This is a genomic window from Gordonia jinghuaiqii (genome assembly GCF_014041935.1).
Taxonomy (GTDB): domain Bacteria; phylum Actinomycetota; class Actinomycetes; order Mycobacteriales; family Mycobacteriaceae; genus Gordonia; species Gordonia jinghuaiqii.
In genome coordinates this window covers 139,010-154,738 of the sequence record NZ_CP059491.1, presented here as the reverse complement: position 1 = coordinate 154,738, position 15,729 = coordinate 139,010, and the positions used below count along the sequence as shown (strand labels likewise).

Sequence of the window (15,729 nt, the reverse complement as noted above, 5' to 3'; positions counted from 1 at the left end):
GTTGGCCCTGCCCCGGCACAGATCTGCCCCAGCACAGATCTGCGGCGCCCGGGCTCGCACCGCCGATCGAGACCCGGCATGATCGACACCGTGTACGACGTGACGATCCGGGACGAATCCATCCGCCTCGGCCAGTTCCTCAAACTGGCCAATCTGATCGAGTCCGGGGCCGAGGCGAAAGAGGTGATCGCCGACGGCCTGGTGAGCGTCAACGACGAGGTCGAGACACGACGCGGTCGTCAGCTGACGGTAGGCGACGTCGTGGAGGTCGGCGGGATGAGCGTCCGGGTGGCCGCAGAGGAGTAGGCGCAGAGGAGTAGGCGCAGAAGACCAGGCGCAGAGGGGTAGGGCGAGAGAGCGCCGCAGACCAGACGCCGCAGAGCAGACGCCGCGGAGTACGACTCAGCGGGGGACGCGAGCCTCGGCCCAGGCGCTGAGGCCGAAGCGTCTCAGCTCGGCCGGGGTGATGAGGCGTTCGGCCTCGGCGGGGAATCGCGTCGAGTGTTCTCGACGACCCCCGATACGCCCTCCGGTGAGCGAGGTCAGCAGGGTGCCCCGACGGGGCGAATGCAATGTGTCAGCCAACTTCATGACCAATCACTACTTCCTGGTGCATACACATTCGTTACAACGGACTCGTACTTTGAAGTACTGTAGCAGCCGGCTGTGTGCTGCCGCGGGCTTCGAAGTGACCTCGCCGCGTTCCCCGCGACGCGCCGACACGTGTGAATCCCCGCCTCCCCGATTCGGGAGTCGCGAACGCCGCACGTGACGGCTAGATCGATCATGGCACGGTCCGCGTTACCTTCTGGCCAGCGACGCGGACCCTACCTGCGCGAATGTCATTCGTAGCGAACACGACACCGGATGACCCACCCGGCTCGTCGATGCTCCCCGCCGGGATTTCGACGGTGCTGAGGTCACCTGGCTCCGTCTGTGTGCTCGGCGAGTCGGGAGCTCCCGCTGCTTCGGCGTCGGACGCGTTTGACGACGAACCATCCGACCAGCAGGACCAGCAGGACGATCACGACGTTGGACAGCACGCCACTCCAACGCTCCAGGGCGGGCGAGATCGCGGGACCGAAGGCGAACCCGATACCTATCCACAGTGCATTCCACACGCCCGAACCCACCGTCGTGTAGGTGGTGAAACGCCAGATCGACATCCGCTCGACACCGGCCGGGATCGAGACGAAGGACCGCACCAGCGGCACGCACCTTCCGAGGAGCACCGCGAGCCCACCCCAGCGGACGAAGAACGCCTCCGCCTTGTCGAAGTCATCGTGATCGAGAAGCGGAAGTCGTCCGACGAGGCGCCGGGTTCGGTCGCGGCCGAGTGCGGCGCCGATGGCGTACCAGATCCACGCACCGAGCACCGACCCGACGGTTGCGGCCGCCCACGCGAGCCAGACATTCATCCGCCCCTCGTAGGCGAGGAACCCGGCGCCGGGCAGAACCGCCTCGGACGGAATCGGCGGGATGAACGTCTCGAGCAGGATCGCCACGCCGACGCCGAGCTCCCCGAGGGAGTCCATGAGGTCGAGGATCCAGCCGATGAAGCCGCTGTGTCCTTGGGCCGGGTCGGTCATGGCAAGCGTGGCGGAGAGCGTTGGCAAGGATGAGGTCCGTCTGTTCGGGGCGGTCGTGTCGCAGGCATCGGGGTGATCGCGCGAGCGCCACTCTAGCCGGATGTCCGATTCACCGGCCAAACCACAGTTCAGGGCGCCGAACGACGCGCGCGGCCGCCTCCGCGCGCACCGTGGCGCTTCTCGATCAGGCCAGACCGGCGAGGAACCGGTGGGACCACGCGACAGCCGTGACGCCCGGGCGGACCTCGAAGTCCCGGTACGTGCCGTGCGACCCGGACTGCAGGAACCGGCTGAACGACAGGATCTGCTCGCGGGCTCGCTCGTCGCCGAGTTCCTCCACTATCGCTCCGGGACCGCCCAGTGTGAGCAACTCGCGCAGGATCGCCGCCGCCTCCGCCTGATATTGGCCGAACTGGCTGGGCGTCGGATCACTCGTCTCGGCGAGGTATCCGACGATCCGCGTCACGAAGTGGTCGCGAGGGACGTTGCAGTAGACATCGGTCGGTTCGCAGATGGTGAAGGCACGCGGGAGCACCCAGCCCATGCTGTCCACCCGCGGGCCGCCGCTGCCCTCACCGCGCAGCGGCGGGCCGATCAGGTTGTCCCTGACCGAGCGTCGCGGGTCGGAGATCAACACGACCCCGGCCACCTGAGAGGGCCGGATCTCGGCGCGGCCGGTGCCGATCTCCGACGCGACGTCACCGGCGGCGTCGGCGCCCTGGCTGTAGCCGACCAGCGCGATCCGGGCGCCGGGGCACCGGCGCAGCATCTGCAGCGCAAGACCCTTCGTGTTGGCCACCGCCTGCGCCTTGGACTTGCCATAGATCGCCTTCTCCCAGGGGAAGGCGGTCGCGTCGTATCCGACGTACTGCACCTGAGTCTCTGGGCCGAGCCCGGCGGTCACCTCGCCGAGAATGCCGGGGCTGACCCCGTTGGCCCACGTCCCGGGCACCGCCAGCACGTAGAGCTCCGGACACCCTCGCGGGACCGCGTCCGCTCGGACAGCCGTGAGTCCGGCCCCACCCATCACGGCACACACCACCGCACAGACCATCGCGACGATTCGACGCATACTCGGCTCTCCGTAGTCGGGGAATGGGATAGGAGCGAGTGTAGGTCGGGGTGCACCCCGACGGGTGCCCTCCGGCGAAGATCCGACGGCATGCCCGTCGCCCCCCGGCCGAAACGAGAACTCCCGCCCGCCCCGAAGGGCAAGCGGGAGTTCAGGTTCGGCGATCAGGACGGGCAGACGCCGATCAGCGCTGGGCGACCTGGGTCGGCACGATCGGAGCGGGCAGGTCGGTCTGACCGACGAGGAACTTGTCGGCCGCGGCCGCCGCCGAACGTCCCTCGGCGATGGCCCACACGATCAGCGACTGGCCGCGCCCGGCGTCACCGGCGACGAACACGCCGGGCTGACCGGTGGCGGCGAAGTTGCCGTCGCGCTTGACGTTGCCGCGCGGATCGTAGTCGACGCCCATCTTGTCGAGCAGGTCCTCACGCTCGGGACCGACGAAGCCCATGGCGAGCAGCACCAGGTCGGCCTCGAGCTCGAAGTCGGAGCCCTCGACCTTCTCGAACCTGCCGTCGCGCATGACGACCTCGTGCGCCCGCAGCCCGGTGACCTTGCCGTCCTCGCCGAGGAACTGCTCGGTGTTGACCGAGAACACGCGCTCGCCGCCCTCTTCGTGGGCAGAGGACACGCGGTACATCAGCGGGTAGGTCGGCCACGGGGTCGACTCGGCACGCTCGATCGGCGGCTTGGGCATGATCTCGAACTGGTGCACGATCTCGGCGCCCTGACGCAGCGAGGTGCCCAGGCAGTCGGCACCGGTGTCACCGCCGCCGATGATGATGACCTTCTTGCCTTTGGCCGAGATCTGACCTTCGACGGTGTCGCCGAGCTGCACCCGGTTGGCCTGCGGCAGGAACTCCATCGCCTGGTGGATGCCGTCGAGCTCGCGGCCCGGGATCGGCAGGTCACGACCGATGGTCGAGCCGTTGGCGAGGATGACCGCGTCGAAGTCGGCGCGGAGCTGGTCGACGGTGACGTCGACTCCCACGTTGACCCCGGTGCGGAAGACGGTGCCCTCGGCCTCCATCTGCGCCAGCCGGCGATCGATGTGCCGCTTCTCCATCTTGAACTCGGGGATGCCGTAGCGGAGCAGACCGCCGATGCGGTCGGCCCGCTCGAACAGTGTCACGTCGTGGCCGGCACGCGTGAGCTGCTGCGCGGCAGCCAATCCGGCAGGACCGGAGCCGACGACGGCGACGGACTTGCCGGTCTTCTCCGACGGCAGAACCGGGGTGACCCAGCCGTTGTCGAAGGCGTTGTCGATGATCTCGACCTCGACCTGCTTGATGGTGACCGGCGGCTGGTTGATGCCCAGGACGCACGACGCCTCGCACGGCGCCGGGCACAGACGACCGGTGAACTCCGGGAAGTTGTTGGTCGCGTGGAGACGCTCGATGCCGTCACGCCACCGGTCCCGGTAGACCAGGTCGTTCCACTCGGGAATCAGGTTCCCCAGCGGGCAGCCGTTGTGGCAGAACGGGATACCGCAGTCCATGCAGCGGCTGGCCTGCGTCTCGAGATGGCCCTTGTCGAAGTCTGTGTAGACCTCTTTCCAGTCCAGCAGGCGCAGCTCGACCGGCCGGCGTTCGGGCAGCTCCCGCTCGGGGTGCTTGAGGAATCCTCTGGGGTCAGCCACGTGCGGCCTCCATGATCGCTTCGTTCACGTCTCGCCCGGTCTTCTCTGCCGCCGAGATGGCCAGCAGCACACGCTTGTAGTCGCGCGGCATGACCTTGGCGAAGTTCGTCTGGGCGGTGTCCCAATCGTTGAGCAGTGCTCCGGCGACCGGGGATTCGGTCTCGGCCCGGTGCTCGTCGATGATCGAGGCGAGGAACTCGATGTCCTCGTCCTCGAGCGGTTCGATGTCGACGAGCTCGGTGTTGAGGTTGTCGGCGAGCTTGCCTGCGGGGTCGTAGACGTACGCGATGCCGCCGGACATACCCGCCGCAAAGTTGCGGCCGGTCTCGCCGAGGACGACGACCCGCCCACCGGTCATGTACTCGCAGCCGTGGTCGCCCACGCCTTCGACGACAGCGGTGACACCGGAGTTACGCACGCAGAAGCGCTCACCCACGATGCCGCGCAGGAAGATCTTCCCGGCGGTGGCCCCGAAGCCGATGACGTTGCCTGCGATGATGTTGTCCTCGGCGACGAAGTCGGCGGGGGCGTTGCGCGCCGGACGGACCACCAGACGGCCACCCGAGAGGCCCTTGCCGACGAAGTCGTTGGCGTCGCCCTCGAGGCGCAGCGTGATGCCCTTGGGCACGAACGCACCGAAGCTGTTACCCGCCGAGCCGTTGAAGTCGACGATGATCGTCCCGTCCGGAAGACCCTGCGCGCCATAGGCCTTGGTGACCTCGTGGCCCAGCATCGTACCGACGGTGCGGTTCACGTTGGTGATCTTGGAGCTGAACGACACGCGGGTACCGTGATCGATCGCCTCGCGGCTCTGCGCGATGAGCTGCTGATCGAGCGCCTTCTCCAACGCATGATCCTGCACGCCAGAGCAGTACAGATCCTGGTTCATGAACGGCGATTCCGGCATCGTCAGGATCGACGACAGGTCGAGCTTGCCCGCCTTCGACGACTTCCAATGTGCCAGTGCCTTCGTGGTGTCGAGGGCCTCGACGTGGCCGACCGCCTCCTGCAGTGTGCGGAATCCCAGGCGCGCCAGCAGTTCACGGACTTCCTCGGCGATGAACATGAAGAAGTTCTCCACGAACTCCGGCTTGCCCGCGAAACGCTCACGGAGCAGCGGGTTCTGCGTGGCCACACCCACCGGGCAGGTGTCGAGGTGACACACGCGCATCATGATGCAGCCCGAGACCACCAGCGGTGCGGTGGCGAAGCCGAACTCCTCGCCGCCGAGCAGTGCGGCGACGACGACGTCGCGGCCGGTCTTGAGCTGGCCGTCGACCTGCACGACGATGCGATCGCGAAGTCCGTTGAGCAGCAGCGTCTGCTGGGTCTCGGCCAGGCCGATCTCCCACGGCGCTCCGGCGTGCTTCATCGAGGTCAGCGGGGTGGCACCGGTGCCACCGTCGTGACCGGAGATGAGCACGACGTCGGCGTGGGCCTTGGAGACGCCCGCCGCGACCGTGCCGACGCCGACCTCGGACACCAGCTTCACGTGGATGCGGGCCTGCGGGTTGGCGTTCTTCAGGTCGTGGATCAGCTGCGCCAGATCCTCGATCGAGTAGATGTCGTGGTGCGGCGGCGGCGAGATCAAACCCACGCCCGGCGTCGAACCACGCACCTCGGCGACCCACGGGTACACCTTGTGCGGAGGCAGCTGACCGCCCTCACCGGGCTTGGCACCCTGCGCCATCTTGATCTGGATGTCGGTGCAGTTGCTCAGGTAGTGCGAGGTGACGCCGAAGCGTCCCGACGCGACCTGCTTGATCGCGCTGCGCCGCCAGTCGCCGTTCTCGTCGTGGGTGAAACGACGCGGATCCTCGCCGCCCTCACCGGAGTTGGAGCGGCCGCCGAGACGGTTCATGGCGATGGCGAGGGTCTCGTGGGCCTCCGCCGAGATGGAACCGAAGCTCATGGCGCCGGTGGAGAACCGCTTGACGATCTCGCTGGCCGGTTCGACCTTCTCGATCGGGATCGGGTCGCGGTCACCGAAGTTGAAGTCGAACAGGCCGCGCAGCGACGCCATCTGGGTGGACTGGTCGTCGACGAGCTTCGTGTACTCCTTGAACACCTTGTACTGGCCGGTGCGTGTGGAGTGCTGCAGCTTGAAGACGGTGTCCGGGTTGAACAGGTGGTACTCGCCCTCGCGGCGCCACTGGTACTCGCCGCCGACCTCGAGTTCGCGGTGCGCCCGCTCCGACGGACGCTCGGAGAACGCCAGGGCATGCCGCACGGCGACATCGGCGGCGATCTCGTCGAGGCCGATGCCGTCGAGCTGGCTGTTGAGGCCGGTGAAGAACTCGTCGACAGTGTCCTGCGAGATGCCGATGACCTGGAAGAGCTGCGCGCCGGTGTAGGAGGCGAGGGTCGAGATGCCCATCTTGCTCATCACCTTGAGCACGCCCTTGCTCGCGGCCTTGATGTAGTTCTTCTGCGCGGTGGCGAGGTCGACGCCGGCGAGCACGCCGCGTTCGATCATGTCCTCGATCGACTCGAACGCCATGTACGGATTGACCGCTGCCGCACCGAAACCGACGAGCGCGGCCACGTGGTGGACCTCGCGGCAGTCGCCGGACTCGACGATGAGGCCGACTCTCGTGCGCTTGCGCTCACGCACCAGGTGGTGATGGACCGCGGCGGTCAGCAACAGCGACGGGATCGGCGCGTAGGTCTCGTCGGACTCACGGTCGCTCAGCACCACCAGGTTCACGCCGTCGTCGATCGCGGCACTGACCTTGGCGCGCACCTCGTCGAGCGCCTTGCGCAGACCGGCGCCGCCCTCGGCCACCGGGTAGAGCCCGTGGACGTGGATGCTGCGGAAGTCCGGCAGGGCGTCGTTGTCGTTGATCTCGACCAGCTTGGCGAGCGTGTCGTTGTCGAGAACCGGTGAGGAGAGCTCGATCTGGCGGCAGGACTCGGGACTGGGGTTCAGCAGGTCGGCCTCGGTGCCGATGGTGCCGCCGACGCTGGTCACGATCTCTTCGCGGATCGCGTCGAGCGGCGGGTTGGTCACCTGCGCGAACATCTGCTGGAAGTAGTCGAACAGCATGCGCGGCCGCTTGGACAGCACGGCGATCGGCGTGTCGGTGCCCATCGAGCCGAGCGCCTCCGCGCCGGTCTTGGCCATCGGCTCGACCAGGAGGCTCAGTTCCTCGTTGGTGTAACCGAACACCTGCTGGCGCAACGCAACCCGGTCGTGGGGCATGTGCTGATGCGGCGGCGCCTCGATGTCCTCCACCGGGACCAGACCCTGCTCGAGCCACTCCGCGTACGGATGCTCGGCGGCCAGCTCGTCCTTGATCTCCTCGTCGGCGACGATGCGGCCGGCAGCGGTGTCCACGAGGAACATGCGACCCGGCTGCAGGCGCATCTTCTGCACCACCTCGGAGTGGTCGATGTCGAGGACGCCGACCTCGGAGGCCATCACGACGAGGCCGTCCTTGGTGACCCAGACGCGGCTGGGGCGCAGACCGTTTCGGTCCAGCACGGCGCCGACGACGGTGCCGTCGGTGAAGCACACCGACGCCGGTCCGTCCCACGGTTCCATGAGCGCGGAGTGGTACCGGTAGAACGCCCGGTGCTCGGGCTTCATCGACTCCTGACGTTCCCACGCCTCGGGGATCATCATCAGGACCGCGTGCGGCAGGCTGCGGCCACCGAGGTGCAGCAGCTCGAGCACCTCGTCGAAGCGCGCGGTGTCCGACGCGCCGGGGGTGCACACCGGGAAGATCTTCGACGCCGCGTCGGCCCCGAAGGCCTCGGTGTCGATGAGCGCCTCGCGGGCGCGCATCCAGTTCTCGTTGCCGGTGACGGTGTTGATCTCGCCGTTGTGGGCCACGCGGCGGAACGGATGCGCCAGCGGCCACGACGGGAAGGTGTTGGTGGAGAAGCGCGAATGGACGAGGCCCAGCGAGCTCTCCATGCGCGAATCCTGCAGATCCACGTAGAACTCCCGCAGCTGCGGGGTGGTCAGCATGCCCTTGTAGACGAAGGTGCGGCCGGACAGGCTCGGGAAGTACACGGTCTCGCGACCCGGGCCGTCGGCGCCGGCACCCTTGTTGCCGAGTTCATGCTGCACACGTTTGCGCACGACGTAGGCACGACGCTCGAGGTCCATGCCCTCGGCGCCACCGATGAAGACCTGGCGGAAGGTCGGCATGGCGTCGCGGGCGAGCGCACCGAGCGAGTTCTCGTTGGTGGGCACCTCACGCCAGCCGAGCAGCGTCAGACCCTCTGCCTCGATGACCTTCTCGACACCTGCACAGGCGAGGCGCGCGTCCTCGGCGCCCTGCGGCAGGAAGGCGATGCCGGTGGCGTAGGCGCCCTCGGCGGGGAGTTCGAAGTCGACGGTCTCGCGCAGGAAACGGTCCGGGACCTGGATCATGATCCCGGCGCCGTCGCCGGTGTTCGGCTCGGCACCCGCGGCACCGCGGTGCTCGAGGTTGACCAGGGCCATGATCGCCTTGTCGACGATGTCGCGACTGCGTCGTCCGTGCATGTCCACGACAAACGCCACACCGCAGGAGTCGTGCTCATTGCGTGGGTCGTAGAGACCCACCGGTCCCGGAGCCTGCTTCATATTCGCCTCACTTTGCGTGCGCGGGGTGCACGCACTACCCGTCGTCAATGTCTGGGGCCCCACCCGGCCGTTGGGTCGCGGACCTCGATGTCCACGGCGTCGTCGTCTTCCGCCCCTATCGGGGCTGACCTGGGCAGAGCCGACAATCACTAGGCGGTGTGTCCCGGTCAGCGCCGTTGCTGACGGTATTCTCGGGCCGCATCGTCGGGGCCCGAACCACCCTGCTCATCCCAGCTTGTGCGCAGCACGCAAGGGCGCCCGCGGGCAGCCGTATGAGCATTGTGGGCCATTTTTCCACGCCGAGGGTCCACTATTGAAATCCGGCTACCACAACGACGACGACGCTGCACGTGAGACGGCGATCGAAAGGCGCGTGGCGGATTCGGCACCGGCCGCGGCGGAACGACGCCGGAACGTCTCGTTCGGGCGCTGATCGGGTAACGATCGACGCCGGCGTCGGGAATGCCGGATTGAGTCGATTCGATTGTGCGGCGCGAGAGTCACACTCGGTCTACCGTCGGAGTGATGAGCGTCACCTCACCCGCGGATGAACCCTCCCCCGGGCGGACAGCACCGCCGCCGGCCGCCGACCACCCCTTCGGCCGGCTCGGCGTCGACCCGCACGGTTCGCGGCGATCCCGCGCGGTGAACGCCTATCTCGCCCGCGTCACCTGGCCGATGATGGCGGTTGCGGGGGCCAGCCCGCTTCGCGTGACGGCGGAGATGATCCAGCGCACCCGTCCCGGACTCAACCGGACGATCGAGCGGCTCAACCCGCCGCCGGCGAACACCCGCATCCAGATCGTGCGCGAGGTGTTCCGCGGCGGCCAGATCCGTGGTGAGTGGGTCACCGGTCGGCGCGCGTCGCAGCCGCGGCCCGGCGGCCGCATCATCTACTACTTGCACGGCAGCGGGTATGTCGTGTGTTCGCCGCGCACCCACCGCGGTCTGGTCGCGCGCCTGAGCAATCAGACCGAGTTGTCGGCGTTCAGCCTCGACTACCGGCTCGGCCCCGAGCATCCCTGGCCATCCGCGGGCAACGACGCCATCCGCGGCTACCGATGGCTGCTGTCGCAGGGGTACCGGGCGGAGGACATCGTGGTGGCAGGCGATTCCGCGGGTGGACACCTCGCGCTGGACCTGCTCGCCGTCAACCACACCACGGGGACGCCGCAACCGGGTTCGATGGTGCTGTTCTCCCCTCTCTACGACCCGACTTTCGATCTGGCGGTGGCCAATCAGCGCAGCGGGGTCCGCGATCCCATCATCAACGCGGTGTCGGCGCGCAAGATCCTGCGGCTCTACACACGCACCGCCGACCCCGACCATCCCCGCATGCGGGTGCGCCTCACCCCGGACATGTCGTTGCCGACGACGCTGATCCAATACGGTGCACTCGAGGTCATGGGCGCCGACGCCCGTGCCACCCACGACGAGATCATCGGCGCCGGAGGGGTTTCGGTGATCCAGTCCTGGCCCGACCAGGGCCACGTCTTCCAGCTGCTGCCACGCTTGTCCTCGGAGGCACGTCAGGCCGTCGCGACCGCCGCCCGCTTCATCAGCGTGACCGGCTCGGCCCAGCCGCTACGAGCCGCCGAACTCTGATCCATAGCCCTGCCGGTCGGCCGCTCCCGCGAGCTTGCGGTCCAGATCGTCTTGCCACTCACAGGCCGCCTGCCCGTCGAGCACGGCCAGACGTTCGACGACCGCAACACGTTGTGCCGGAGCACATCCGGTGAGTAACGATTCGAACAACGCACGCAGTCGACGCTGGACCTGCGCCTGACCTGCGCTGTGCCTGCGGATCTCGTCGGTGCCGATCGCGACGTAATCGGCCCAGCTCCGCCGGATTCCGCGGACCGAGGTGAGCGGCGCGCGGGCCTCCGCACTCACCCTCGGCGCGAGGAACAACAGCAGGTCCTCGGTGTGGTCGAGGGCCTGCACCACCACGCTCGGGTCGTTGCTGCCCGCCGACATGGCCTTGAGCGCGATGTCGGAGATCGCCTGCAGCGCGGCCGCCGGACTCACCGACGGCTGGTGTGAGTCGCCGAACAACAGACAACCCAGGACACGTGCGGTGATCACCGGCGTCGGATCACCGATGATCGCGACAACCGGGTGACCGCGGGGTACGTGATCGCCCACCGCGACCAGGACGTCGATCCGCACACCCCAGCCGAGCGCCAGTCGTCGGAGTCGATCGCCGTTGACCGCCAGCAACACTCGACCGTGCGCGTTCACCTCCCCCAGCGGGATCACCGATCGGGCGTCGTCGACCAGCGCTTCCCGTTCGGTGGCCGCGTCCTCGGGCGGCTCTCCCGCATCGGGGTTCGCCGGATCGGGGTTCGCCGGATCGGGGTTCGCCGGATCGGGGTTCGCCGGATCGGGGTTCCTTGGATGGTCGGACTCCTCCCCGGGTGGCGCGGGCGGCATCTGGTACTGCCTCAGAATCGCCGCTCGGCCGTCATCGGCGATCCACTGCAACAGGCGGGCGGTGTTGAGGATCGTGCCGACCTTGCCGACGAGCGCGATGAACAGGTACGCACTCGCCGTGGTGAGCACGAAGGCGATGGCCGTGGACAAACCCGGTGTCGGAGAATCGGGCTCGCCCACAGACAGGTCGATCGCGATGATCACGCTGTAGACGAAGGTGGCGAGGAAGAATCCGGTGGACCACCGCATCACGGGTTCCTGCTGGAGCATCGGGATCACCCGCACCGAGATCGACGACGCCCCGAACTGCATGGCCAGGGTCACCGCGGTGAACACCAGACCCGTCAGGGTCGCCATCGAGCCCGCGATGACACTGAGCAGCGTCGCGAGGGTGCCCGGGTCCACCTCGAGCTCGAGGAGCTGGTCGAAGCCGACGGTGAACCACGCCGCGACGATCGCCAGTGTCACCAGCACGACCGGCAGGCGCCAGATCGGCACCGCGCGCAGCTCTTTGCGCGTCCGGCGCCAGCGCAGGGCGGTGACGAATGCACCCGGCACCGGTTCGTTCACGGTGTCGACCGCCGCCACCGGAACCGGAGGAGGCGGCTTGTCGGGTAGGCCGAATCGGCCCGCGACAGCTTCCTGGAGGATGATCTTGCGCCGCATGACCGGCTCGCGGTAGCGCTGCTCACGGTCGGTGGCCCTGGCCATCTTGCGCTCGCGTGTGGTGTAGCGCCAACGCGCCCAGGGTGATTGCGGCCGCGCCAGCCGAAGTGCACCGAACCACAGCAGGATCGGGATGAACATGCCCACGAGTCCGGTCCACACCTTGCCCTTCAGCAGGGTGATCACCGCCAGGATCACGTTGAGGACGACGACGGCGGTCACCGCGATCCGCGCGGCGGTGTCGGTCTCGTCCCGGATCTCGCCGACGATGTCGAAGGCCCCGAACGGCTGCAGTCCCAGCAGGAACAACAGGCCGATCGCGATCGCGACGAACACCGCGTCGATCGAGGCGCGGCCCTCCTCGGACCAGTAGACGTCGCGCAGGTGCAGGATGAGCGCGAACTCGTCGAGCACCAGGGCCGAGCCGATGCCGAAGAGCGCGGCGAGGATACAGTCGACGACCGGGGTGCGGAGCGGGTCGACGGCCACGAAGCCGAAGCCCGACAACAACATCAGCATCATCCCGAAGAAGACGTGATGCACGTGCAGCCCGCCCGGTGTCACGTTCCCGGGCCACCAGCTGACCTCCGCGCGGATCATCCGCACGCTGAACCGGATGAACAGGAAGGTCAGCACGAACGCGAGCAACAGGATGAGCAACGGCAGGCGGCCGGGCTCGACGATCCTCTCATCGAACCACCGCGTCATCCCCCGACATTAGCGGGACATCGGCGCGCTCTCGTGGTCAATCGCAACCCCGGGCACGGCGATGACGCTCACCGCGAGTGTGTCTCGTCGGCTGGGGGGTGCGGCCGTGGTCCGGCGCGTTGTCCCGCGGAGAGATGGGAGCCCGCCTGGGCGTGCACAGCGTGGCCCGTGGTGGCGAGTTCCCATCCCGCGCGGTTGAACACCCCGGTCACCGGGTCCGTGCAGACCGCGGTGAGCAGTGTCCGCGTCGGCAATCCGAACGCCAAATCCTGTCTCCGTTGGCGACCACCCGTGTGCGGATCGCGGCGATGGTCGGCGTGCCGCGCAGGACGAGTGCGCGCGGTTCCGTCCGGCGAACGCGGCCTCTGGTCCTATCCTGAGCCGATGAACAGCCTCGTCACCGTGGTCGTCGTCGACGATCACCCGTTCTATCGCGACGGCGTGTCACGTGGACTGACCGCCAGCGGCAGAGTGCGGGTCCTCGGTGAGGCCGCCGACGGACCGTCAGGTCTGGATCTGATCCGGCGCGAGAAGCCCGACGTCGCGGTCGTCGACCATCAGATGCCCGGCATGACCGGTGTCGAGCTCGCCCATGCGGTGACCCGCGACGGGCTGCCCACTCGCGTGCTGCTGCTGTCCGCGGTCACCGACGGCCCCATCGTCTTCCGTGCCCTGCAGGAGGGCGCCGCGGGTTATCTGTCGAAGGACGCCGACCGGGATGACATCGTCGGCGCGGTCACCGCAGTGGCCAGGGGCGAGACCGTGGTTCCGCCGGCACTCGCCGCCGGTCTGGCCGGCGAGATACGCGCGCAGACGCGGCCGGACACCCCTGCCCTGAGTGAGCGGGAACGTCAGGTTCTGACGGGTTTCGCTCGAGGACAGTCGATTCCGCAGGTTGCGGCCGAACTGTACATCGGCGCGTCGACCGTCAAGACCCACACCCAGCGCCTCTACGAGAAGCTCGGTGTCTCCGACCGCGCTGCCGCGGTGGCCGAGGCCATGCGTCGTGGACTCCTCGAGTAACGCCCCGGCCCGGCGGCGGACGGGTGCGGACATACCCGGTGCCACAAGTTATCTCGGGCTCAGCGAGTTCACCGACGAGCCGCGCATCCACGACATCCTGATCGACCATGCGGTGCGCGGTATCCGCATCCAGGTGCTGCTCCGGTTGTTCCTCTCACTGTTCGTCCTGCTCGCCGTCTGTCTCGATCCACCCGCGCACGCAGCCGCTTTCAGCGTCGTGACCGCTGTGCTCTACGCCGCGTGGTGCGTCGGCGGAGCAGTCGTGGCCGTCGGTTTCCCATCGATGATGATCCGCTGGTCCTGGATCGCCCTGCCGATAGACCTGGTGTTGCTGACCGCGCTGGTGATCGTCGCGGGTGAGTCCAACGAGTTGAGCTGGACCACAAACGCTCTCATCAACGGCTTCGTCCTGGTGCCGATGATCGCGGCCATCGCCCTGCAGCCCCGGATCTGTGCGGTCGTGGTGATCGCCACCGCCGTGGTCTACGCCGTCTCGAGCGCGCTGGCCCGCACGTCCAACGGCGAACCCTGGTCGGTGATCGCTCTGCGCGTCCTCGTCGTCTGCGCGCTCGCGGTGGGCGCAATCCTGTTGTCGCGACTGCAGCGGTCCCGGGTGACGACGATCGGATCGCTTGCTGCCGAACGCGCCCGGTTGCTCGACGCGACGATGGAGATCGAGGAGCGCGAGCGACGCGACCTCGCCGACAACCTGCACGACGGGGCGCTGCAGTATGTGCTGGCCGCCCGGCAGGAACTCGCGACGTTGCGCGGCTCCGCCGATCCGGTGACCCTCGACCGGGTCGACGGGGCACTGCGCGACTCGGCACAGCTGTTGCGCACGATGCTGAGCGAACTGCATCCCGCGGTTCTGGAACAGGCCGGTCTCGCGGTTGCGCTCACCGACCTCGCGTCGTCGTTCGGCAGCCGCGCGGGCGCACCCGCGGTGGCCGTCGACACCGCCGGCTGGTCGCCGGACCTGCGCACATCCGTGGATTCGCTGCTGTTCTCCGCCGCCCGCGAACTGCTGACCAACGTCGTCAAACACGCGCATGCGACGACCGTGGAGATGACCGCGGAATTCGACGACGGGCAGGCACGACTGGTGGTCGTCGACGACGGGATCGGGCTGCCGGCAGACATCGGCGTCGACGATCTGATGCGCCGCCGGCAGGCCGCGGGCCACATCGGACTCGCGTCGAGGCGCGTCCGTATCGAGGGCGCAGGCGGCACGTTGACCCTGGCGCAACGGGCTGGTGGCGGCGGGACCGTTGCGATCGTCGAGGTGCCCGCCCGCACCGTGTGAGACCGGTGAGGTCGCCCGTGTCCCCCTTTTCCCCTGTCCACCGATCGGGGGATGCGCGGTTCAGCCGGTCCATCACCCGGTCGGCGGAATCCGGTAGGGGCGTTCTCCGAGGAAAGTCATTGGTGTCACCGGAACAACCGGCCACACACCAGAGACACCCACCCAGAGAATCCCAGGAGAACACGATGAAGACCATCACGACGACCACCCGCCGCATCGCCTTCGGAACCCTGGGACTCGCCGCCGCCGCGGGTATCGCCCTCGGAGCATCCGGAGCCGCCCACGCCGGCACCCTGCCCATCACCCGGCCCGGCGAACCGACCGTCGCGATGACGATCACCAACCACACCGACAAGCCCGAGTACCTGCAGGGCGCCAACGCCGACGGAGGCCAATGGGTCAACGCGCCGCAGAGCATCCTCTACCCCGGCGCCACCGAGACCATCACCGCGGTCGCCCCCTACGCCGACCACCTCGACGTCAACGCCATCTACCGCATCGGGCTCTTCGGCCCGACCGCGAACTACCAGCTGACCAACCACCACCACAACGTCAACACCGGCATGAGCAGCATCTGGGGCCCGCACTCCCAGCAGTACTGGATGAACAGCAACATCAGCACCGGCTTCCCCCAGGCCAACGTGGGCTTCGACCAGTGGTGAGAAGGAGGTGAGAGGGGACCTGTGAGACGCAGGAACAACCTCCAGCCCTGGCGAGAGA

At 68.0% G+C, this 15,729-nt stretch carries 11 protein-coding genes; 5 read left to right on the top strand and 6 right to left on the bottom strand.

The features are described from left to right. Positions 1–78: 78 nt before the first annotated feature. Positions 79–306: an RNA-binding S4 domain-containing protein gene (locus tag H1R19_RS00615; protein ID WP_188330710.1), complete on the top strand. Its 228-nt coding sequence runs from the start codon at positions 79–81 to the stop codon at positions 304–306. Between the two features lie 96 nt (positions 307–402). Here H1R19_RS00615 and H1R19_RS00610 read toward each other — a convergent pair whose 3' ends face one another. The 5 genes from H1R19_RS00610 to gltB form a co-directional block, all read right to left on the bottom strand. Beyond that, positions 403–591 carry a hypothetical protein gene (locus H1R19_RS00610; RefSeq protein WP_188330709.1) on the bottom strand — a complete coding sequence of 63 codons (189 nt, stop codon included), beginning with the start codon at positions 589–591 and terminating at the stop codon, positions 403–405. 329 nt (positions 592–920) lie between these two features. After that, a complete protein-coding gene (locus H1R19_RS00605) occupies positions 921–1,589 on the bottom strand; it encodes a DedA family protein (RefSeq protein WP_188330708.1) in 669 nt (222 codons plus the stop codon). A gap of 184 nt (positions 1,590–1,773) precedes the next feature. After that, complete coding sequence (locus tag H1R19_RS00600) at positions 1,774–2,661, bottom strand: cutinase family protein (protein ID WP_219850311.1); 888 nt, start codon at positions 2,659–2,661, stop codon at positions 1,774–1,776. Between the two features lie 184 nt (positions 2,662–2,845). Further along, a complete protein-coding gene (locus H1R19_RS00595) occupies positions 2,846–4,300 on the bottom strand; it encodes a glutamate synthase subunit beta (protein ID WP_188330706.1) in 1,455 nt (484 codons plus the stop codon). Then, positions 4,293–8,876, bottom strand: a complete 4,584-nt coding sequence (gltB, locus tag H1R19_RS00590; protein ID WP_219850310.1) for a glutamate synthase large subunit — start codon at positions 8,874–8,876, stop codon at positions 4,293–4,295. Before gltB ends, H1R19_RS00595 begins: the two co-directional genes overlap by 8 nt. Before the next feature lie 525 nt (positions 8,877–9,401). On the opposite strand from gltB, the gene H1R19_RS00585 reads away from it, so the two are divergent. After that, positions 9,402–10,481 (top strand): alpha/beta hydrolase fold domain-containing protein, encoded by a 1,080-nt coding sequence (locus H1R19_RS00585; protein WP_188330704.1) that lies wholly within the window; start codon positions 9,402–9,404, stop codon positions 10,479–10,481. Here the strand turns inward: H1R19_RS00585 and H1R19_RS00580 are convergent. After that, positions 10,461–12,683 carry a DUF2254 domain-containing protein gene (locus H1R19_RS00580; protein ID WP_219850309.1) on the bottom strand — a complete coding sequence of 741 codons (2,223 nt, stop codon included), beginning with the start codon at positions 12,681–12,683 and terminating at the stop codon, positions 10,461–10,463. The two genes, H1R19_RS00585 and H1R19_RS00580, sit on opposite strands and share 21 nt — an antisense overlap. Positions 12,684–13,067: 384 nt before the next feature. On the opposite strand from H1R19_RS00580, the gene H1R19_RS00575 reads away from it, so the two are divergent. The 3 genes from H1R19_RS00575 (at position 13,068) to H1R19_RS00565 (ending at position 15,671) form a co-directional block, all read left to right on the top strand. Further along, complete coding sequence (locus H1R19_RS00575) at positions 13,068–13,706, top strand: response regulator (RefSeq protein WP_188330703.1); 639 nt, start codon at positions 13,068–13,070, stop codon at positions 13,704–13,706. Then, positions 13,690–15,009, top strand: a complete 1,320-nt coding sequence (locus H1R19_RS00570) for a sensor histidine kinase (RefSeq protein ID WP_188330702.1) — start codon at positions 13,690–13,692, stop codon at positions 15,007–15,009. The genes H1R19_RS00575 and H1R19_RS00570 overlap by 17 nt, the downstream gene beginning before the upstream one ends. 185 nt (positions 15,010–15,194) lie before the next feature. Beyond that, positions 15,195–15,671 carry a hypothetical protein gene (locus H1R19_RS00565; RefSeq protein ID WP_219850308.1) on the top strand — a complete coding sequence of 159 codons (477 nt, stop codon included), beginning with the start codon at positions 15,195–15,197 and terminating at the stop codon, positions 15,669–15,671. The last annotated feature ends 58 nt before the right edge of the window (positions 15,672–15,729 follow it).